This is a genomic window from Paralcaligenes sp. KSB-10, assembly GCF_021266465.1.
Taxonomy (GTDB): Bacteria; Pseudomonadota; Gammaproteobacteria; order Burkholderiales; family Burkholderiaceae_B.
On the sequence record NZ_CP089848.1, the window covers coordinates 3,424,065 to 3,445,288 of the forward strand.

Consider the following 21,224-nt stretch of genomic DNA (forward strand, 5'->3'; position numbering starts at 1 on the left):
CACAGACATCCGACACCAAGAAGAAATAAACGGGGGGCTCTTTGCGCTGGCCCTGGCGACTGCGAAACGCCGGCGCCGGCCGGAGGGGTGCTCATGAAATCGATTTTTTCTTACGCTTTCAGGAATCGCCCTGCCGTGCCGCCATGGGACGATCAGGCACCGGTAAGGGAAGAGCTTTTCGGTATAGAACGACTCGAGCAACATGCTGAAAGCCTCGCTGCGGCGCAGCGGGTCACCACCAGGCCGCCCAAGGTGCTGCCTTTGCACACCCGGCTCGATGACAATGCAGCCGTTTTGCTTGCTGCCTATAAGGCGAGTGCCGCCGAACTCGAAGGCGGCGAAGGGGTTGTACCCGCCGCCGAATGGCTGCTCGACAATTATCATGTCGTCGAAGAACAGATCCGCGAGATTCGGGATGATTTGCCGCCTGGCTATTATCGCCAATTGCCGAAACTGGCGGAGGGGCCATTTGCCGGATATCCAAGGGTCTTCGGTCTTGCGTGGGCCTTTGTGGCGCACACAGACAGCCACTTCGACCCAGACATATTGCGGCGGTTCATTACCGCCTACCAACGCGTTCAGCCCCTTACCATCGGCGAGCTATGGGCAGTGGCAATCACACTGCGAATTGTCCTTGTCGAGAACCTGCGCCGATTGGCTGACCAGATCACCGCCGGGCGAGGCGAGAGAGCGGATGCCGACACGCTGACGAATCAGTTGCTGGTATCGGGTTCGTCCCGATCTGCGTTGGAATCAGACATCTCCACGCGCTCCTCCGGGCATTTGTCGGAACTCTTCGCCGCTCAACTCGCAAAACGGCTGAGGGACCAGGATCCAAGAACCACCCCGGCACTAGGATGGCTGGAGAAGCGGCTTGGGCTTCAAGGCGCATCCATCGAAGACGTAGTGCTCCACTCCCAGCAAAGACAAGGAGCCTCCAACGTCACGGTGCGCAACGTTATCACCAGCATGCGGCTTATTTCCAATATCGACTGGGCCGAATTGTTCGAAAGCGTGAGCCTTGTTGACGAACGGTTGCGCACAGCCAGCACCTTTGCGGCGATGGATTTTTCGACACGCAATCTGTATCGGAGCGCCATCGAACAACTGGCTCGTGGCTCGTCATTCTCGGAACTCGACATTGCCGATCGGGTACTACAGGTCTCGCACGCAGCGGCCGAGAACGCGGCCAGTAGCGTTGCGACCGAACGCGTTGGCGATCCCGGCTACCATCTGATTGCCGAAGGCCGCCGGGCATTCGAGCAGACGATCAAATTCCGCCCCTCCGCGCGGCTGCGGATCAGCCGTTTCAACATTCACCTGGGTATTGGCGGCTATGTCGCCGGGGTCCTGTCTGCCACAACGGCTTTGCTGGTTCTTGGGCTCTGGACGCTTGCCGCTTCCGGCATTGGGCCCGGCTGGCTTGCACTGTTTGCGCTGATTGGCTTTCTTCCGGCAACCGAAATAGCGACGGCACTCGTCAACCGCGCAATTACGTGGAGTTTCGGCGCAACAACCCTGCCGGGTCTGGAGCTCGCGGCAGGCGTCCCGCAATCGCTTCGGACTCTCGTCGCTGTACCTACATTACTGACCGGCGAAGCCGATCTACGGGAACAAATCGAACGGCTCGAAGTCCATCACCTGGCCGGCGCCAGCGGCGACCTGAGCTTCGCTCTCCTGACGGACGGACTTGACGCCGATCAGGAAGTTCTCGAAAGCGACGCACATCTGCTGACCGTAGCGATCGAAGCGATCGAACAACTCAACCGCCATTACGGACCGGGGCCCGCCGGCGACCGCTTTCTTCTGCTGCATCGGCATCGCGTCTTCAATGCCGGCGAAAACAAATGGATGGGATGGGAGCGCAAAAGAGGCAAGCTGCATGAACTCAACCGGCTCCTGCGCGGGGCTACCGACACGACATTCATGCCCATCGCGGGGCGCCCGCCGCAGGTACCTCCCGATGTGCGCTACGTCATCACTCTGGATGCCGACACCAGACTGCCCCGGGATGCCGCATTGCGGCTAATCGGCAAAATGGCCCATCCACTGAACCGTCCAAAATTCAGCGATGCCCAACAGCGCGTCGTCGACGGTTATGCCATTCTTCAGCCGCGCGTCACTCCTTCGCTGCCGATCGGCCGCGAAGGCTCTCTCTACCAAAGAGTCTTCTCCAGCCCTGGCGGTATGGATCCCTATGCAGCGGCGGTCTCCGACGTCTACCAGGATCTCTTCGGGGAAGGCTCCTATACAGGCAAGGGCATCTACGATATCGATGCGTTCGAGGCGGCTTTGAGCGGCCGTGTTCCCCAGAGCACGATGCTCAGCCATGATCTCTTCGAAGGTATTTTCGCACGCGCCGGCCTGGCCTCCGATGTCGAAGTCGTCGAGGAATTTCCATCCCGCTACGATGTCGCGGCAAAGCGCCAGCATCGCTGGACCCGCGGCGACTGGCAACTCCTACCCTGGATTTTCAAACGCCGCACAGGGGCCAACGCCGTACCCTTGATCGGCCGCTGGAAAATGCTGGACAACCTCAGGCGATCTCTGTTTGCGCCGTTCACCCTGCTGGCCCTGTGCCTGTGCTGGCTGCTGCCGGCTCCCGCGGGCGTGGAAGCGGTCATGCTAGTGCTCGCCGCCATCGCTATTCCCGCATTCCTGCCCACCCTGTTTTCCATACTTCCGCGTCAGAGCGGCATTCGCCTGCGCAATCACTTTCGCAGCCTGACTACCGACCTGCGGCTAGCGGCCCAGCAAACGATTCTTTCCATCGTTTTCCTGCCCGATCAGGCCTGGCGCATGGGGGATGCGATCGCAAGAACGCTGATCCGGTTATTCCGGACTCGCCGCCACCTTCTCGAATGGACCACAGCCGCGCAATCCAAGGGACGCCCGCGCCCCGATCTCTTTGGCTTTTACCGGCAAATGGCGGGAGGCACATTGCTCGGCCTCTTCATGGCTATCGCCGCAATCGCCATTGCGCCGTTGTCGTGGCCGCTGGCGCTGCCCTTCGCCTTGCTGTGGCTGGCGGCACCGGCGCTCGCCTTGTGGGCCAGCAGATCAGAGACGGTTGCGCGGCAACTCGCCATGTCAAGCTCCGATGCGCGCGACTTGCGTCTTATCGCGCGCCGCACCTGGCGTTTCTTCGAAACGCTGGTGACGCCATCAGACAACATGCTGCCGCCGGACAACTTCCAGGAAACTCCCAAGCCGGTCATTGCACACCGGACTTCGCCGACCAACATAGGGCTGTATTTGCTCTCCACCGTCGCCGCCCGCGACTTTGGCTGGGCGGGAACCGCCGAAACCGTCGAACGGCTGGAAGCGACGTTCGACACATTGCAGAAGCTGCATCGGTTCAGAGGGCATTTTTTCAACTGGTACGCAACACAGGATCTGCGCGCACTTGATCCTGTTTACATTTCATCCGTCGACAGCGGAAATCTTGCCGGCCATCTGATTGCCCTCGCCAACGCCTGTGAAGAATGGGCGCAAGCCTCGTCGGTCCAGGACGCCAGACAGGGCATGAGGGACAATCTGCAACTGGCGCGCGAAGCCGCCCATGCTCTGCCGTCGGCGAGCGGCGAGCCAGGACAGCAACTGACTTCCATACTTGACGAGATCGGAACAAAGCTGAGCAACGACGGGCAAGGAATCGAAACCTTGTTTCCGACACTCAAGCGGCTTGCCGACAAGGGCGCCAAGGCCGCTCGCAATATATTGCCGATGGCCGAGGACGACCCCTCTCCTGATCTGATCTTCTGGATCGAGGCGCTCGGAAAAGCAGCGGCCGAACATAATCGCGACAGGCTGCAGATCGCCGCCGAACCGCATATTCTGAAAGACCGCCTGAATGCGCTCGCCGCCTTGGCACGCGAGATGGCTCTTGCAATGGATTTTGCGTTTCTCCTCGATCCTGATCGAAAATTGCTGTCGATCGGCTATTCCCTGGTCGACAATAGCCTCGACTCCAATTGCTACGATCTGCTTGCTTCGGAAGCGCGGCTTGCCAGCCTGTTCGCCATAGCCAAGGGAGACGTTGCAACGCGGCACTGGCTGCGTCTGGGCCGGGCAGCGACCCCGCTTGGAGCCGGGTCGGCGCTGATCTCCTGGTCGGGGTCCATGTTCGAATACCTGATGCCATCGCTGGTGATGCGCGCACCGGCTGGCAGCCTGCTTCAGCAGACCAATCGGTTGGTGGTGCAACGCCAGGAGCTTTATGGGCGATCGCTCGGCATCCCCTGGGGGATCTCGGAATCTGCCTACAACGCCCGCGACATGGAATTCACTTATCAGTATTCCAATTTCGGCGTTCCAGGCCTGGGCTTGAAGCGCGGCCTGGCCGAAAACCTGGTCATTGCGCCCTACGCAACGGGCCTGGCGGCCATGGTGGATCCGCAGGGCGCTCGACGCAACTACGACCGTCTGGCCGAACTCGGGGCACTTGGCCGCTACGGCTTCTACGAGGCTCTCGACTTTACCCGTTCCCGGCTTCCCGACGATGAAGATGTCGCAATCGTGCGCAACTTCATGGCCCATCACCAGGGAATGACCATCGTTGCCCTGGCCAATGCGTTGCACGATAGTCAGATGCGTACCCGTTTCCATCGCGAGCCCATGATCAAGGCCTGCGAACTCCTGCTCCAGGAACGCATGCCCCGGGACGTCGCCGTGGCTCATCCTCGAGCCGAAGAAGTAAAGGCTTCGATCGACGCCGGCGCCGTGGCACCCACGGTGCGCCGCCTCACCGCGGCATCCGGAAGCGCCCCCATAACTCATTTGCTGTCGAACGGGCGCTACGCGGTGATGCTGACCGCAACGGGCGCGGGCTACAGCCGCTGGCGCGACATCGCTATAACCCGATGGAACGAGGACTCAACGCGTGACAACTCGGGTTCTTTTATTTTCCTGAAAGACACGCAAAGCGGGAAAGTCTGGTCCGCCAGCACGCAGCCGGTCGCAAGCGCCGCCGATTACGGGGAAGTTGTCTTCGGCGAGGATCACGCTGAATTCATCCGCCGCGACGGCTCCCTGACTACCGTCATGGACGTCCTGGTTTCCGGCGAGGACGACGGCGAAGTCCGCCGCGTGTCGCTGACCAACCGAGGGCGCCGCCCGCGTGAAATCGAACTTACCTCCTACGCCGAAGTGGTATTGACGACGGTAGCGGCCGATAGTGCGCATCCGGCTTTTGCGAAGATGTTCGTCGTCACCGAGCATCTTGCCGAATTCGATGCGCTCATCGCAACGCGCCGTCCGCGCGCGCATGACGAACCCTCGATATGGGCCGCCCACTTCGCCGTGGTGGAAGGCGAGATCGTTGCAGACCCGCAATACGAATCCGACCGAGCCCGCTTCATGGGCCGAGGACGCACGGTTGCCACAGCCCTTGCCATCGAAGACGGGCAAGCGCTCTCGAATACAGTAGGAACCGTGCTCGACCCGATCTTTTCACTGAGGCAGCGCGTCCTGATCCCACCCGGCGATGTCGCGCGGGTTTCCTTCTGGACCATTGTCGCATCGTCGCGAGCAGAACTCCTGGACCTCGTCGACAAGCACTTTGATCGAAATGCATTCGACAGGGCAAAGACCCTTGCGTGGACCCAAGCCCAGGTCCAACTTCACCATTTGAGCGTCGAGACCGATGAAGCGGCGGATTTTCAACGCCTGGCCGCGCCAATCCTGTATGCCGATTCAAGATTCAGGGCTCCTTCCGAGGCAATCATCCGCGGAGCGGGTTGCCAGTCGGGCCTGTGGCCGCACGCGATCTCGGGCGACTTGCCGATCATCCTGCTGCGTATCGACGACATCGATGACATTGCACAGGTTCGCCAACTGCTGCGTGCGCACGAATATTGGCGCATGAAGCACCTCGCCGTCGATCTTGTCATCATCAACGAGCGCGCTTCCTCTTATGTGCAGGATCTGCAAATCGAAATCGATACCGCCGTACGCAGCAGCCAGTCAAGGCCGCGCTTCGACGTGGAGCTTGCGCGAGGCGCGGTCTACGCGCTACGCGCCGACCTCATGAGTGCCGATGCCCGGGCCTTGCTGCAATCGGTCGCGCGCGTCATGCTGATTGCGCGCCGCGGGCCTATTGCCGACCAGTTCGCCCGCCTGCCCAAGACACCGGTCCAGCCAATCCCGGCCCGCAATCTGCAGTATTCCATGCTGGCACCGCAACCGTCTCCCGCGCCCGAAGGCCTCGAGTTCTTCAATGGCCTGGGCGGCTTTGACAAGAATGGCCGCGAATACGTGACCATCCTCGATGCAGGTCGGACAACTCCCGCACCTTGGATCAACGTTATCGCCAATGCCGGCTTCGGCTTCCAGGTGGCCGCCGAGGGAAGCGGCTACAGCTGGTCCGAAAACAGCCGCGAGAACCAGCTCACTCCCTGGTCGAACGACCCGGTTGGCGATCCCGCGGGAGAAGCGATCTATGTTCGCGATGACATGACCGGCGACCTCTGGACCGCAACAGCGCAACCGATTCGGGACGATGGAACCTACATTGCCCGCCACGGCTATGGCTACAGCCGCTTCGAACACCAGGCGAACGGCATTGAGCTTGATTTGCTGCAATACGTCCCTCTTGCGGATCCGATCAAGATTTCGCGGCTTACCCTTCGAAACCTCTCGGGAAAACCACGCCGCCTTTCAGTTACGACCTATGCGGAGTGGGTGCTTGGCACCTCCCGAGGCGCCGCGGCGCCATTTATCGTGACCCAGATCGATGAAACCTCCGGCGCTCTGCTGGCCCGCAACCCCTGGAACATCGTTTTTTCGGATCGCGTGGCTTTTGCCGACCTCGGCGGCCGACAAACATCCTGGACCGCGGACCGTACCGAGTTTCTGGGCCGCACCGGCGGACCGGCCGCTCCAGCCGCGCTCGCCGAAATCACACCTTTATCCGGCGCAATCGGCGCCGGCCTCGATCCTTGCGCGGCCCTGCAATGCGTGGTGGATCTGGACGCGGGCGAAACCATCGAGATCGTATCCTTCCTCGGACAATGCAGCTCCGCCGAGAAGGCCGCGGCGCTGATTGCCCACTACCGCGAAGCCAACCTCGACGCCCTTCTTCAAGAAGTAAGCGATTACTGGACGCGCGTGCTCGGAACGATCCAGGCCAAGACACCCGACCGGGCGATGGACATCATGCTCAATGGCTGGCTGCTTTACCAGACGCTTGCCTGCCGCATCTGGGCGCGCTCAGCCTTCTATCAAGCAAGCGGCGCCTATGGTTTCCGCGACCAGCTCCAGGATGGCATGGCCTTGGCAAACGCCGAGCCGGGCGCAACACGACACCATCTGCTGCGTGCCGCGGCGCGACAATTTGTCGAAGGCGATGTCCAGCATTGGTGGCTGCCGCTTTCCGGACAAGGAGTAAGAACGCGCATTTCAGACGACCGGGTCTGGCTCGCATTCGCGACCGCAACGTATATCTCAAGTTCGGATGACACGGCTGTCCTGGATGAAATTGTTCCATTCCTCGAGGGCCCGACTCTGGGGCCTGGAGAGCACGACTCCTTCTTCCAGCCGACGATCGCAAACGAATCGGCATCGCTCTTCGAGCACTGCGCCCGCGGTCTCGACCAATGCCTCGAACTCACTGGCGAACACGGCCTGCCGCTTATCGGCACCGGCGACTGGAACGACGGCATGAACCGGGTCGGAGAAGAAGGCAGGGGCGAAAGCGTGTGGCTCGGCTGGCTGCTGGTGCGAACCATCGAGATTTTCGCGCCGCTGGCCTCGGACCGGGACGCGGCCCGCGCCCAACGCTGGCGTGCCCACGCCGCTTCGGTGCGCGACGCGCTGGAGAAAGAAGCCTGGGACGGCGACTGGTACCGCCGGGCAACCTTCGATAACGGAACCTGGCTCGGTTCGAAAGACAGCCAGGAGTGCCGGATCGATTCCATTGCTCAATCGTGGTCCGTGCTGTCGGGCGGGGCCGATCCGGTGCGCGCCGCCGCGGCGATGGCGTCGCTGGACAAACATCTGATTCGCCGCGACGACGGCCTGGCGCTACTGTTTTCGCCGCCCTTCGACAAAGGGGCGCTCGATCCCGGCTATATCAAGGGTTATCCACCAGGACTCCGGGAAAATGGCGGCCAGTACACCCATGCCGCCACATGGGCCATTCTCGCGTTTGCAAAGCTGGGATCGGGCGACAAGGCCGGCGAGCTGTTCGCACTGCTCAACCCGATCAACCATGCGCGTACGCCCGAGGAGGTTGAACGCTACAAGGTTGAACCGTACGCAGTCGCAGCCGACGTCTATTCCGTCCCGCCGCATGTCGGACGTGGGGGATGGACCTGGTACACAGGCTCCGCAGCCTGGATGTACCGCGCCGGCACCGAAGGCATTCTGGGTATCCGCCGCGAGGGGGCTTTCCTTATCGTCGACCCGTGTATTCCGGCCGCATGGCCGGGGTTTGAGGCCACGGTAAAAATAAAATCAAGCAGCTACCATATCCATATAGACAATCCGTCGAGGCGTTGCCACGGTATCCTGCAGGCCCTTCTTGACGGCGCGCCTGTCGACTGTCCCGATGGCCGCGTGCACGTTCCTCTGGACGGAGGGACGCACGAGCTGATGATATCCATCTAGATCCACCACGCCTTCGGATTTATCGCCGCACCGGATATTCGACAAGGCAATCCATGCCTCATAATGCGACATGGGCTGCCTGAAGGTATTGACCTTCCCACCGCAGGAAGCCTTAAGATCGATCCAAGGCCCCCGGGAAGGGGTTCAAAGCAGCCACCCATTCCAGCGAGACAAGCCGTGCCGATCACGAAGGATCTACCAGGACATTCAAATGTCGCTGCAAACAATTCGTCCGCGATGTCGATCAGAACTTCACTGTGGATAGCCGCCGGCTTGGCGATGGCTCCGGCGATAGCGCTGGGCTTGGCCAGGTTTGCCTACGCGCTGCTGCTGCCGAGCATGCGGACCGATCTTGCCTGGAGCTATACCGATGCCGGGGCGATGAATACGGCCAATGCCCTGGGCTACCTCGTGGGCGCGCTCATCGCATCCCAGGCGGCGACGCGGTTTGGAGCAAAACGCGCGTTCCTGGCCGGCTTGCTGCTGACCGCCGCCACGCTGCTTGCCTCCGGCCTGACAGCCTCGTTTACCTGGCTGATCATTCTTCGCGTGATTGCCGGCATCACCGGGGCCGTCGCCTTCGTCATCGGCGCCGCTTTCACGGTTGCCGCCGTGCCTCGGAACAAGCCAGCGTCGATACCGCTGGCGATGGGCGTTTATCTGGGCGGCGGCGGGCTCGGAATCGTGATTTCCGCGCTTGTCGTGCCCCCCTTGCTGGCTCTCGCCGGCTGGCGTGGCGGATGGATCATTCTGGGCGCGGTGTCCTTCCTGGGCGCCGTCGTTGCACTGCCCGCGCTGCGACGTATTCAGGCACCGGCGCCGCGACCCCAAGGCGACGGCCAAAAAGGATGGTCACTGCGCTTTCTGCTACCCGTTGTCGTCAGCTACGGACTCTTCGGCGCGGGCTATATCGCCTACATGACATTCATCGTGGCCTATTTGCGAAGCCGGGGCTTGGATGCATTCGACATATCGGTCTTCTGGGCTTGCCTCGGCACCGCGTCGCTCATCGCAGCCTTTCTCTGGAGCCCTCTGCTTGCGCGATTCAAGGCAGGTTGGGGCCTGGTGGCCGCGCTGGGCATCGTGACAACCGGGGCGTTGCTGCCGGTCGTCTTCGACGGAAAAACGGCAGCGTTTTTCTCGGCGTGGCTGTTCGGCGGGTCTTTTCTCGCGGTGGTTGCCGCCGTCACGAGCTTTGCCGGCAAGGCGGTAAAGCCACATGCCCTGACCGCGGTCATCGCGGCGCTGACGGTCTCGTTCGGACTCGGCCAATGTATTGGCCCTGTGCTCAGCGGTGCCATCTCGGACGGCCCGCATGGCGTGCAGACCGGGTTGCTGCTGTCGGCCGGCATACTGCTCATCGGAGCCATCGTCGCCATATTCCAGCGCGAACCTACCCTCAACTGACGACCCGCACCCTCAGGTGCCAACCCCTTCGTCGGCCACCACAACGCAATTGCGTCCCGATCGCTTTGCCTTGTAAAGCGCCTCGTCGGCTTCATGCAGCAAGCCATCCAGATCAATATCCCGACCCATCAATTCCGTCAGTCCCAACGACACCGTAACCCGCACCTGCCCGCCTTGCGCCAGGGCGATCACGGCATCGGCGACTTCCGTCCGAAGCCGCTGCGCTATCTCCAGCGCGTGTTCAATATCGGCGCCTATCAGTACCGCCGCAAACTCTTCTCCACCTATGCGGCCGAATACATCCACTTCACGCAACACACCTCGAATCACCTGCGCCACTTTCCGAAGGACCGTGTCGCCGCCGCTGTGGCCCCACATGTCGTTGACCGCTTTGAAATGATCGATATCTATCATCAGCAATGACAAGGGTTCTTTGCTGCGTAAGGCACGCGCAAGTTCGCGGCCGACAAGCTCGACAAAGTAGCGCCGGTTGAACACCCCTGTCAGATAATCCGTACGGGCGTGAATCTCGGCCTCTTCTTTGTACGCGCGTTCGAGTTCAAGGGTTTTCTGCGACAAAACCAAGGCTACCGCGGATTCTTGCGCATCGCGCCGCAGCTGGCGCAAGCGCATATACAGCATCGAACAGATCAGGACACTGCTTACAACGCCCTGCGTGATGAGTTCCCATTCTTCGCTGGAACTTACCTCCCAGGTGGCCCACCATCCGAAACTGGCAAGAATCGAATCTGTTGCGAAAAGAGCAAGCACGATATACGTGGCCCGCAAGAATCGCAGGCTCGGAGCCTGTTCTTTTCGGGCGGAAAAGGCGACGATAACGCAATACCAGACAGCTGCCAGGGACAACAGGGCACTGATGCCGATCGCCGCCAAGGTATGGCCCGTGGCCATCGCGGCGAGCTGAACAGGGAAAATCAGCAGGAACAGATTGAGGCCCCGCATCAGCATCGGTGCCGGCACATAAAGCCTGAACAGCGCTCGGCTGAACAGGATAAACATGAATGGCACGCCGCAGGTCAGAATATTGGTCAGCCAGTCGGCCATTTGCGGAGAACCGTCGGGGACAAAAGGCGCGAAATACCCGGTAATACTCAATCCATAAAGAATATAAACGGCCTGATACAAGCCAAACAGGCCTACGGTCGGCTGACGATCCACAATGTAATGGTCAATCGCCCATACCAAAGCCCACAGCATGAGCCCCATGAAAATATCTCGCAGGAAACCGGACTTCTGCTCTTTGCGCAAGGCCTCGTGCGGTTCAAGAGCTTCTATGTTCAACAAAGATTCGCTGGTAGTTTGTATTCGAAGATAGAAGGTTTGTTCAGGAGCCGTGACATTCACCACAAAACCCAGGGCAATGGCTACGCGATCGCGCTGGTTATAGGCGTATTTATCGCCCGTCACTCGGGTGACCCACTCCAGGGGATTGCTGTCGCTGGCCTCATAAAGGCGAACGTCGTCCAGAAAGCTCGAACCGATATGCAGCACCACCTCGCTGCCTTGGGCGGGCGCACGGACCCGCAAGCGCACCCAATGCACGGAATCCGTATAGCCCTTGGACACCTTGCGATTGAATGGAATGAATTTGCGCCCCACGATATCGGCGATCGTCAGGTTCCCGCCACTATCTTCCAGTATGGCGCTTGAGACGATCAAATCGCCCGCCGCGGCCGGTGAAACAGAAAATAATCCTATAAGGACAACAAAAACACTAAAAAAATATTTCATAGAACATCTATGGGCCAAAAATTAAACTCCGAACAGCAAGCAAGAGATCGGCGGGCCTGCGCCGAAACCGTGCCCGTGCCAGATGCCCGCGGGGTACGAATGCTAGTCGAACGCAATTTCAACACAGTTGCGACCGCTGCCTTTAGCGCGATAGAGTGCCGTATCGCTACGGGAAAGCGAGGCAGCGACGTTCGCATCGCTTGGCTTCATCGCGGAAATACCGATACTTACCGTCACCGGGATTATTTCACCGCCCCCGACGAAAGGCGCGTCGGCTATTTGCTTCTGCACCCGCCTGGCAAAAAGAGCCGCCTCTGCGAACCCCGTGTCGGCCAGGATAACAGCAAACTCCTCGCCGCCTACGCGGCCCACCGTATCGTTCTTGCGCAGCGCCTCGCGCAGGATTGTGGCGAAGTGCTTCAGCACCTGATCGCCTATGGCATGGCCGTAGCCGTCGTTGATCGCCTTGAAATAATCAAGATCGCACATCAGAACAGCGGCACTCATGCCATTGCTGCGCTGAATCCGCGCCAGCTCTTCTTCCATGCGCGCCATGAAACATCGCCGATTCGGCAACTGCGTCAGAAAATCAATGGTGGCGAATTCCTGCAATTCAGTCTCTATGCGTTTGCGCTCGGTCACATCGCTGATAAAGCCATGCCACAATGTGCGGCCGTCCGGCAGGCGACGGGGGCGCGCGTCTCCTTGCCGCCAGCGCAGGCCTTGCGTGGGCAATATGACACGGTACTCGAGGTGCCAAGGCATCAGGCTGGCGGCCGAGGCGGCGATCGAAGCGCTGTAATTCTGATAATCGTCGGGATGAATGATCTCACGCATGACCGAGACATCGGTGGCAACCTGCTCTGGCGCGATCTCGTAGATATCCCTGATCCCTTCGCTTGCATAAGAGAAAAACGCGGCGCCGTCCGGCATCTGGCAATACTGGAATACCAGGCCCGGAACTTCGTTCGTCAGGCTGGTGATCAAATCCACGCTTTGCTGCAGGCGCTCGGACAAGGCCCGCATAGCCGTTATATCGGTAGTCGTGCCTATCATGCGCAGCGGATTGCCCTCGGCATCGCGGCTAACGACCTTGCCCCGGCTCGATATCCATTTGTAGCTGCCATCCTTACAGCGGATTCTGTGCTCCACCGAATAGCTATCCGTCTTTCGATCGAAATGCGCCTGTATCGTCGCCTTGACATACGCCAGGTCGTCGGGATGCACGCGGGTATAGCTTTCCTCGATGCGATTACCAATTTCCGAATCGGTGTAGCCTAGGATCGCCTTCCAGCCTGTCGAATAGTGAATCTCGCCTGTTGCGACATTTCGATCCCAGACGCCCGTTCCGCTCCCTTCGATGGCCAGCGCTATTCGCGTTTCCCTCTCCAGGGCAGCATTTTCCGCCCTGCGTATCTCCGTTTGATCGATATGACGCTCAATCGCTATGGTGGCCAGGGCCGTAACATCGGCCAGGGCTTGCCTATGCTTGTCGCCGCCCCGATCAGGTTGTTGCAGGCAAGCGGCCACAATTCCAAGTATGCCTTTGTGCATGGAGCGGATCGGGACTGCCACGCAAGCATACAAGCCATGCTCCTGGACCACGCCGGAAAAACGGCGCCAGAATTGGCTGGCCTCGAGATCCTCGGTGGCGGTATCGACAAGGGTATCGCTCGCTGCACACTGCGGCCAGGTTCCGGTTTCGACGCCGATACCATCGATTGCACAGCTGCAGTCCGGATGCAGGCTGGGCGCGGCAGCAAGGCGCAGGTGCTTGCCGCTTTCGTCCAGCAGGAAAATGACGGCCCAAATTTCCGGATTCTGGATCTCGATGCTCGTTGCAATATCAGCCAGCGTCTGGGCCAGAGGCGCACCCTGCGCGATATTGGTCAATATCAGATTATTTTCCGCCAGCATTCTTCTATACAGGCCGAAATCCGCATTGTTGTGAGAAGTGTCCAACATTATCATGTCGTCAACATACTTGTGATCTCACCGGCAGGATGGACAGGTGTAACCATAGGGCACGCTTTAAGCGCGCTATTGTTTTATTATTACATCAAAACATTTTGTTAACATCCTGACAAATATACAAGATTTCCGCAGCCGTCTAATAAGAAAAATGTCTGGTAAATCGTTTTTTATGCATTTCTTTCATTAAACAAGAATCCGCGAATACCTCCGATGCCTTACGACAACCGGTTCCGGATCGCAAACAGCATGCCGAGGCCGCTCCGTGATTATTTAAAACCAGCCACGGCGTGGGGCACGTAAGGCGCTTCCAGTTGTGTGATTTCCTCATCCGTGAGGACCAGGGACAGCGCGGCAACGGCATCGTCTATGTGGCTCGCCTTCGATGCGCCGACAATCGGCGCGCTAATGACCGATTTGCTCAACATCCAGGCGAGGGCGACTTGCGCGCGGGGTACGCCGCGGCTCTTCGCGACTTGCGCAACACGTTCTATTACGGCGCGATCGGAATCGGCCGTCGACCCATATAAGGATGCGCCATAGTCATCGGTCTTGGTGCGTTCGGTGGATTCGTTCCAGTCGCGCGTCAGGCGTCCGCGGGCAAGCGGACTCCACGGCAGCACGCCGATCTTCTGATCCGCGCAGAGCGGATGCATTTCACGCTCTTCCTCGCGGTAAAGCAGGTTGTAGTGATCCTGCATCGTTGCGAAGCGAGTCCAGCCGTGCTGCTCCGAGGTATGCAACGCCTTTGCGAATTGCCAGGCGAACATCGACGACGCGCCGATATAGCGCACCTTGCCCGCTTTCACCACATCGTGCAGCGCCTCCAGGGTTTCTTCAATCGGAGTGCGATAGTCCCAACGGTGAATCTGATACAGATCGACGTAATCCATGCCAAGCCGGGTCAGGCTCGCATCGATCGATTGCATGATGGCTTTCCTGGACAGACCCATGCCGTTTGGGCCCTTTCGCGTCGGGAAGAACACCTTGGTGGCGACAACCAGTTGATCGCGAGGCGCGAACTCACGCAGCGCGCGCCCGACGATTTCCTCGCTTGTGCCATCGGAGTAGCTGTTGGCCGTATCGAAGAAATTAATACCCGCGTCAAGGGCGTGCCGGATGAGCTCGCGGCTCGCATCTTCGGGCAACGTCCAGGGATGGTTGCCGCGCTCGGGGACGCCATAGGTCATGCAGCCAAGGCAGATACGCGAGATATCCACGCCGGTATTGCCGAGCTTGATATATTCCATTGTGTTCTCCAAAGGTGCCGCTGCACTGCGGATTCGAATGCATGCCATATTACTGCTAAGCTTGGGTCCCTTACAGACGAATCATGCAGGGCAATAAAATAGTGAACGACTTGAATTTCCCCGACACCGATGCGCACGACGGCGCCGACGACCACGAAACCAGGACCCAGGAACCGCGGCTATGGCGCGATGACGGTTGGACCGCTCGTGTCATAAAAAACGGCGACGACGACGGCTGGGCAGTGGAAATGATCAAAGACGGTGAAGCAGAGCCCGCGCTGGTTGGCCCCTGGACCATGGGGCGCGACAAGAAGAACCCCAAACCGCTCGATTCCGCCGCATTTTTCACGCTGGTCAAGACCGCTTCCGAAGTCTTGCGCCGCCACGAGCAACAGTTGCATGCCTTGCTGCACAAAAACATCAAAGTCACCTCGGCTTCAGGCTTGCTGGACATCAAGCTGGACATCGTTCCCGACGAAGACAACCCCTACGCCCTGTTAAGCGCTTGCGACGAGTTCGGCGAGCAGCTTGCGCAGGTCCGCGTGGGCACAGGCTTCAAGCTCACTATGCAAAGCGCCACGGCATGGATCGAGAACGATTTCAAGAAACCTGCTTGATCCCTCACATACCCTATTGAATCAGGCCATGTGTCACGCAAGCGTCAGGCGTATCCAGAGTCACCAGGCCGAAGTGGAAACGGTTTTCTGATAAAGTCTCTGTCAAGCAGGCGCCCGGCAATTCCGGCGTCATGACTTCGGACACACGAAACGGACAAAAATGGCATGAATAAAGGCTGTGTCGCATGCGTAGTCTTGGCGATTGGAGTGGGGCTGACGGGGTGCGCCGGACCAGGCGCGGCGCCTGGGTCGCCCGGCCCTCGCAACGAGAAAATGTCATTCGACCAGCTTGCGCAGACCGACTTCAACCGCACCGTCACAATTGCCATGCGCGACAACCTGGACAGCCTGACTCGCCTGCTCGGGAAGCTTTATCGCCGAAACCCGGCGCAATGGCGCAAGACCGGCGCACCCGACCTGGCAAGCGCCATAGCCGCCGGACGCCAGGCCATCCAGACGGGCCAAGCGCCTCCCGATCTGCGCGGATTGCGCGATATCCAGATTCTTTCCGTTGCGCTGGACCCCGCCTACCAGGGCGACCGGGTGGGCGCCTTCATCTTTGGCCTGGCCGATATGATCATCCAGGCCCACAATGGCAAGACGCGTTTTTATGTCTCCGATGTACTCAACGCCCAGCACGTCTACAATGCGGCCCGCAACGTCGAGGTCGCCGCCTGGCTGCTGGCCAGCCGGCGCGATGCGTCGGGCCACCCTTTGCTGCTTTCCAACGAAATTTCCGGCGATGTCGCCAACCTAAGCTTTGAGCGGGAATTCGGCGAACTGATAGGCCGGCTCGACCTGGTGGCCAACCTGCTCGATGAAAACCTTCGACGGGTCGGCATCAACTATATGCAGGGCCTGCTCTTCTTCAATTTCCTGCCTGTGCGCTGAGCCGCCTGGTCAGTGATTGCGGCTTTTGGCTCGCTTGAACGACAAATCAAACGACAGGCTGCGGGCGATTAGAAAGCACACCAGGGCGGCCCCTATGGAAATGAATGCCAACGTGAATGCCAGCTGTTTTCCGTGCCAAAGGCCGCCAAACCATTGATTGAAGTGAACGGCCCAAACCGCCGCCTTTCCGCCAATGCGCTCCACGGCGAAATCATACTGTTTGCCGCTTCCGATCTCGTCAACCTGGTTATCCGCCGCCAATATATATATCAGGGCGGCACTGATCAGGCCCACCGCCAGGATCACGACCCCCGCCAGATAAAAACGAAGATAAAGAGGCGATCTTTTCCCGGGCGCATCCTGCTTTTCGATATCGTTCATTATCTTCCCTGCCATTCTCATCACTGCGTTATCCGCGGCTACGCCTCATCATCGTATCAATCAAGCAGCCGGCTGGAAACCTTTTTCCACCCTGGTGTACAGTAATCCCTGGCCGGCCTTCAGCCCCAATGTCTATTGATATTTAAAGTCCCATCACACACATGGAACCACTCGTAGGTCAAAGAATATGCCTGCGCCCGCTTCTCGCTTCCGACGCAGCGGCCCTCGTTGCGGCGGCCTCCGATGGAAAGCTCTGGAACTTGCCGTTCACAGTCGTGCCGTCGTCCAAAACCGTCGATAACTACATCCGTATCGCGCTGGAAGGCCAGGCGGCAGGAACGGTCATGCCCTTTGCCATCGAGATCCGGGAAGCCAATCGGGTAATAGGCTCCACCCGCTTCTGGAAGATCGACCGTCAAAACCGGAAACTGGAAATCGGCAGCACCTGGCTATCCGCTTCGTGGCAGAGGACATATGTCAATACCGAAACCAAATTCATCATGCTGCGCTACGCGTTTGAAACGCTCGCTTGCCTGCGGGTGCAATTCACCACCGATGAAATCAACCAAAAATCCCGCAGAGCCATTCTTAGGCTCGGGGCAAAACAGGAGGGCACCATTCGCAAAGAACGCATCATGCCCGACGGTCGACAGAGAAATTCCGTACGCTTTAGCATCATCGATGAAGAATGGCCCGATGTTTGCAGAAACCTGGAGAAAAAGCTCTTTGGCAGCCCCTGACCACCTCCAGCGACCAACCAGCAACACCCAAGAGACCACGGCATGATGGAAATACGCGAGGCAAACACCCCGGAGGAAATACGAGCGGCCGCGGTGCTGTTCGAGGAATACGCGGCATCGCTCGATATCGACCTGGCGTTCCAGGATTTTGCCGCCGAAGTCGCCCTGCTCCCCGGCGCTTATGCGCCGCCTTCCGGTGCCTTGCTTCTGGCCTGGGACGGCGACATAACGCTTGGATGCGTCGCGCTTCGACCGTTCGAACCGCCAGCCATTGCCGAACTTAAACGCCTTTACGTCCGGCCCGCCGGCCGAGGCCGGGCGGTCGGGAGCCGCCTTTCCCAGGCGGCCATAGCACGGGCGAAGCAACTCGGTTATGAGCGTGTCAGGCTCGATACCCTGCCATCCATGCTCGCGGCGCAGCGCCTCTACGGCTCTCTCGGTTTTCATGAAATCGCCCCGTACCGCTTCAACCCGGTGGAGGGCACACGCTATATGGAACTGCTGCTTCAAGAGCTCCAGCCGCCGCAATAAACCGCAAGCCCGCCGCATTCATCGCGCCCGAGACAAGCTCCCAATCAAGGCGTCCGCGGCAAATATCCCCGAGAACATCGCGGGTGCCACGCCAAAGCCCGGATACGTGGTCTGACCCGCCAGGAACAAGCCTGTCACTGGCGGCGCTTGCGGAAACTGCTGGCTGGGCTTTGCCGCCGGCGACAAGCCGTATACAGCGCCTTCGAACAAATTCATGCGGGTCGCATAATCCTTCGGACTGGTGATTCGCCTGACGGCGACATCAAGCGGGTGGTGGCGTGCAAGCGCCGCAATGGCCTCGTCGGCGGCGGCCTCTTTTGCCTCGGCATCCCACGCGCCCAGCGCCAGCGTCTGATCAACGGCCGTAAACATTTCGACAATGCTGCCGCCCGCCGATGCCAGTTCGGGCATGGTCAAGGTCGGAACGGCATAGCTCAACCATTCAATACCCGCGGGCTGCGGCGCCAGCAGCCGGTACTGCTCTTCGAGCAGGGGCACACGATTCACCGAGTGGGCGGGCGCCTGCAGCTGATTTGCCAGCCCCAGTTGGATGCACAGCGTCTGGTGTGAAAGCGGAGCATGCAGCACGCGGCGCTTCATTGACGACGGAACAGTCGACGGATCCATCAGATCGGTGAAAGTTGCCATGCCGCCGGCCGTCGAAATGACCGCGTCGGTCAATACTTCTTCTTTGCCCTCAATGACGAGCGCCCGCACCCGCCCGCCCTCGGTCCGGATTTTCTCGACCCGCGTACCGGCAATAACTTTGCCTCCAAGGTCGCAAAAAGCCTTGTGCATGACACCGCTGATTGCACCCATTCCACCCTCAGGCAGGTACAGCCCGTCTTGCAGCATGGAGATAAATCCGAAAATCTGGAAGACGGGAGTGCGTTCTGGCGGCAAACCCGTATACAAAGTCACGGCGGCGATGGCGGCACGCACCTCCGGATCGCTGAACTGGCGGCACAGTTCGGCGGCAAGACTGCCCCTGAGCTTGGGCAAGTGGCGCCACGTCCTGGACATCACGCGCAAGACGGACAAGGGCTGCGTCAACAAGTCATCCGTAAAAACCTCAAGCACCGGGCTCCATTTGGCCATGCACCTCTCGATCTCGTCCTGCAGCACAGCCGTTCGGGCTAGGCCGTTCGGACCTTCGACGAGCGCATTGCGCCCCGTACCAAAGGTGACTGACGTGCCGCCTGGCAGGAATGTCGCCTGGGGCGCATTGATGCGGCGCAATGGCAACAGGGGCTCGCGGTCCAGGCCAAGCCGGCCGAAGGCATGATCCAGCAGGCGCGGAACCGCCAGAAACATGGCTCCGTTGTTGAACGTAAAGCCGTCGATATTCGTCGTTGAGCAGCAACCGCCCAGCGTGCTGCGTGCCTCGAACAGGCTGACCTCAAAGCCCTGGCGAGCCAAATGGATCCCCGCGGCCAGGCCGGAAACCCCGGCCCCAATAATGGTGACACGATCCTGACTCATGGTTCAGACTCCCCGGAAGTCCCTTCTCTGTAGATACCTCATCGCGTCGGATCGAGGCTTATCGTGCCCAATCCGGTCAGTGAATTCATGCGGTCATGCCATCCCATTTTTATTTTGTATGAAAAATTAATAATTTGATACTATACGTTCAGCCGATCCACCCAGTCGCCGGACAAGCCGGGGCCGCAAAAACAGGCTTGACCATGAAAGCGCAAATAAAAAGAACGATTATTCTTGCAGCAATCAGTGCAACCGCATTATTGAGCGGCTGCGCAAGCATGTCGCCGCAGGAATGCCAGACCGCCAATTGGTATGAACAGGGCATGCGCGATGGAATACACGGCGAACCCAGGTCGCGAGTCGAAGACCACCGCGAAGCCTGTGCCAAGCTTGGCATCCAGCCGGACGTGAAAAAATACATGGCCGGACGCGACATAGGGATCCGGCAGTATTGCACCCCCGACGTAGGCATGCAAGAAGGGCTCCAGGGGCGAAGCTACAGGAATTCCTGCCCGCCGCTCCTTGAAGCCAAGTTCCTTGACCGGTACCGCGCCGGATACCGCGTATATCAGGCGCAACAGCGGGTGAACCAGCTTGACAGCGAAGTCAACCGCAAGCAGCGCGAGCTGGACAAGGCCCGCGATGACAACAAGCGCGCACGCCTGCGCCAAGACCTGCGCGACCTCGACCGCCGCCTGCGGGACGCGCGCAACGATGTGTACTACGCAGAGCGTTCGGCGCGCTAAAATCTGAGTCGTCGCAACTCAACTCAGGTGTACCTACATGTTCCCGCAAAGACTTACCGATGGCTATGTATCATTTCTTCAAAGAAGGCTCTCACACGAGCGGGATCGATATGAAGAATTGGCCGAAGGCCAGCACCCAGAAGTAATGGTCATAGGCTGCGGCGATTCCAGGGTGGCGCCCGAAACCATTTTCGACGCCGGCCCGGGCGAGATCTTCGTGATACGCAATATTGCCAACCTGGTGCCTCCCTGCGAGTCCGATAAGGAAGACTCGTTTCACGGAACCAGCGCGGCGATCGAGTTTGGCGTCAATGCCCTTCAGGTGAAACATATCGTCGTGCTTGGCCATGCCAGTTGCGGGGGCGTAGGCGCTTTCGCCAACCAGGCCACCCCGCTGACCAAACGCGATTTCATCGGCAAGTGGATGTCGCAGATTGCGCCGGTGGCCGACCGGCTCGGCCCGCCTACCGAAGACCGCAAGAGTTGGATACGCGACCTGGAATGGGCTGTCGTCGAATACAGCCTGGAAAATCTCATGACCTTCCCCGCCGTGCGAGAGAGGGTCGAACAAGGCGAATTGACTCTGCACGGGGCTTATTTCGGTATCGCCACGGGGGTCCTGTTCGTACGCGACCCTGTCAGCGGAAAGTTCGAGCCGTATTCGGAAGTGTGATCGAAACGCGCCAGATAGCTCTACGGAATAAATCGAGGCTCGATCCGGCACAAAGTCGCTTTACCTGCTTGCGGCATCGCCGGCCAGGCTGGACGCAAACCCTCCATCGCCCGAAATGATTGCGAGCCCTCACGGCTGTAGGAAAGAAGAAACGCCGGCTATGAGGGGGGGGGGGT

Annotated in this window: 13 protein-coding genes; 8 read left to right on the forward strand and 5 right to left on the reverse strand. The window is 59.6% G+C overall.

The genetic code is table 11. The features are described 5' to 3' along the window. The first annotated feature begins 93 nt into the window (after window positions 1-93). Together LSG25_RS15745 and LSG25_RS15750 are read left to right on the forward strand one after the other, a co-directional pair. Window positions 94-8,607, forward strand: coding sequence for a GH36-type glycosyl hydrolase domain-containing protein (locus LSG25_RS15745; protein ID WP_232741845.1), 8,514 nt, complete (start codon window positions 94-96; stop codon window positions 8,605-8,607). 237 nt (window positions 8,608-8,844) lie between these two features. Then, a complete protein-coding gene (locus LSG25_RS15750; protein WP_232741846.1) occupies window positions 8,845-10,014 on the forward strand; it encodes a YbfB/YjiJ family MFS transporter in 1,170 nt (389 codons plus the stop codon). Between the two features lie 12 nt (window positions 10,015-10,026). Here the strand turns inward: LSG25_RS15750 and LSG25_RS15755 are convergent, their stop codons facing one another. From LSG25_RS15755 to LSG25_RS15765, 3 genes are all read right to left on the reverse strand, one after another. Next, the gene (locus tag LSG25_RS15755) at window positions 10,027-11,766 is read right to left on the reverse strand and encodes a diguanylate cyclase (protein WP_232741847.1); all 1,740 of its coding nucleotides are present in this window, start codon (window positions 11,764-11,766) and stop codon (window positions 10,027-10,029) included. Between the two features lie 102 nt (window positions 11,767-11,868). After that, window positions 11,869-13,731 carry a diguanylate cyclase gene (locus LSG25_RS15760; RefSeq protein WP_232741848.1) on the reverse strand — a complete coding sequence of 621 codons (1,863 nt, stop codon included), beginning with the start codon at window positions 13,729-13,731 and terminating at the stop codon, window positions 11,869-11,871. Between the two features lie 275 nt (window positions 13,732-14,006). Beyond that, window positions 14,007-14,987, reverse strand: a complete 981-nt coding sequence (locus LSG25_RS15765; protein ID WP_232741849.1) for an aldo/keto reductase — start codon at window positions 14,985-14,987, stop codon at window positions 14,007-14,009. 83 nt (window positions 14,988-15,070) lie between these two features. Here LSG25_RS15765 and LSG25_RS15770 point away from each other — a divergent pair, with 83 nt between their 5' ends. Both LSG25_RS15770 and LSG25_RS15775 read left to right on the forward strand, forming a co-directional pair. Then, on the forward strand, window positions 15,071-15,604 hold the full coding sequence (locus tag LSG25_RS15770) for a hypothetical protein (RefSeq protein WP_232741850.1): 534 nt from the start codon (window positions 15,071-15,073) through the stop codon (window positions 15,602-15,604). 165 nt (window positions 15,605-15,769) lie between these two features. Next, window positions 15,770-16,495 (forward strand): hypothetical protein, encoded by a 726-nt coding sequence (locus LSG25_RS15775; protein WP_232741851.1) that lies wholly within the window; start codon window positions 15,770-15,772, stop codon window positions 16,493-16,495. Window positions 16,496-16,504: 9 nt separating this feature from the next. Here the strand turns inward: LSG25_RS15775 and LSG25_RS15780 are convergent, their stop codons facing one another. Beyond that, window positions 16,505-16,876: a hypothetical protein gene (locus tag LSG25_RS15780; protein ID WP_232741852.1), complete on the reverse strand. Its 372-nt coding sequence runs from the start codon at window positions 16,874-16,876 to the stop codon at window positions 16,505-16,507. A 161-nt stretch (window positions 16,877-17,037) separates the two neighbouring features. On the opposite strand from LSG25_RS15780, the gene LSG25_RS15785 reads away from it, so the two are divergent. Both LSG25_RS15785 and LSG25_RS15790 read left to right on the forward strand, forming a co-directional pair. Continuing rightward, window positions 17,038-17,616 (forward strand): GNAT family N-acetyltransferase, encoded by a 579-nt coding sequence (locus LSG25_RS15785; protein WP_232741853.1) that lies wholly within the window; start codon window positions 17,038-17,040, stop codon window positions 17,614-17,616. A gap of 42 nt (window positions 17,617-17,658) precedes the next feature. Next, window positions 17,659-18,147, forward strand: coding sequence for a GNAT family N-acetyltransferase (locus tag LSG25_RS15790; RefSeq protein WP_232741854.1), 489 nt, complete (start codon window positions 17,659-17,661; stop codon window positions 18,145-18,147). An 18-nt stretch (window positions 18,148-18,165) separates the two neighbouring features. Here LSG25_RS15790 and LSG25_RS15795 read toward each other — a convergent pair whose 3' ends face one another. Continuing rightward, window positions 18,166-19,629, reverse strand: a complete 1,464-nt coding sequence (locus LSG25_RS15795) for an NAD(P)/FAD-dependent oxidoreductase (RefSeq protein WP_232741855.1) — start codon at window positions 19,627-19,629, stop codon at window positions 18,166-18,168. A gap of 203 nt (window positions 19,630-19,832) precedes the next feature. Here LSG25_RS15795 and LSG25_RS15800 point away from each other — a divergent pair, with 203 nt between their 5' ends. Next, window positions 19,833-20,375: a DUF2799 domain-containing protein gene (locus LSG25_RS15800; RefSeq protein WP_232741856.1), complete on the forward strand. Its 543-nt coding sequence runs from the start codon at window positions 19,833-19,835 to the stop codon at window positions 20,373-20,375. Window positions 20,376-20,412: 37 nt separating this feature from the next. Then, window positions 20,413-21,048 (forward strand): carbonic anhydrase, encoded by a 636-nt coding sequence (locus LSG25_RS15805; protein ID WP_232741857.1) that lies wholly within the window; start codon window positions 20,413-20,415, stop codon window positions 21,046-21,048. Window positions 21,049-21,224 lie beyond the last annotated feature (176 nt).

What these genes read in the sequence shown, in the direction of transcription:
- LSG25_RS15745 (WP_232741845.1), top strand. Translation starts at nt 94, where the DNA reads ATGAAATCGATTTTTTCTTACGCTTTCAGGAATCGCCCTGCCGTGCCG.
- LSG25_RS15750 (WP_232741846.1), top strand. Translation starts at nt 8,845, where the DNA reads ATGTCGATCAGAACTTCACTGTGGATAGCCGCCGGCTTGGCGATGGCT.
- LSG25_RS15755 (WP_232741847.1), bottom strand. Translation starts at nt 11,766, where the DNA reads ATGAAATATTTTTTTAGTGTTTTTGTTGTCCTTATAGGATTATTTTCT.
- LSG25_RS15760 (WP_232741848.1), bottom strand. Translation starts at nt 13,731, where the DNA reads ATGTTGGACACTTCTCACAACAATGCGGATTTCGGCCTGTATAGAAGA.
- LSG25_RS15765 (WP_232741849.1), bottom strand. Translation starts at nt 14,987, where the DNA reads ATGGAATATATCAAGCTCGGCAATACCGGCGTGGATATCTCGCGTATC.
- LSG25_RS15770 (WP_232741850.1), top strand. Translation starts at nt 15,071, where the DNA reads ATGCAGGGCAATAAAATAGTGAACGACTTGAATTTCCCCGACACCGAT.
- LSG25_RS15775 (WP_232741851.1), top strand. Translation starts at nt 15,770, where the DNA reads ATGAATAAAGGCTGTGTCGCATGCGTAGTCTTGGCGATTGGAGTGGGG.
- LSG25_RS15780 (WP_232741852.1), bottom strand. Translation starts at nt 16,876, where the DNA reads ATGAACGATATCGAAAAGCAGGATGCGCCCGGGAAAAGATCGCCTCTT.
- LSG25_RS15785 (WP_232741853.1), top strand. Translation starts at nt 17,038, where the DNA reads ATGGAACCACTCGTAGGTCAAAGAATATGCCTGCGCCCGCTTCTCGCT.
- LSG25_RS15790 (WP_232741854.1), top strand. Translation starts at nt 17,659, where the DNA reads ATGATGGAAATACGCGAGGCAAACACCCCGGAGGAAATACGAGCGGCC.
- LSG25_RS15795 (WP_232741855.1), bottom strand. Translation starts at nt 19,629, where the DNA reads ATGAGTCAGGATCGTGTCACCATTATTGGGGCCGGGGTTTCCGGCCTG.
- LSG25_RS15800 (WP_232741856.1), top strand. Translation starts at nt 19,833, where the DNA reads ATGAAAGCGCAAATAAAAAGAACGATTATTCTTGCAGCAATCAGTGCA.
- LSG25_RS15805 (WP_232741857.1), top strand. Translation starts at nt 20,413, where the DNA reads ATGTTCCCGCAAAGACTTACCGATGGCTATGTATCATTTCTTCAAAGA.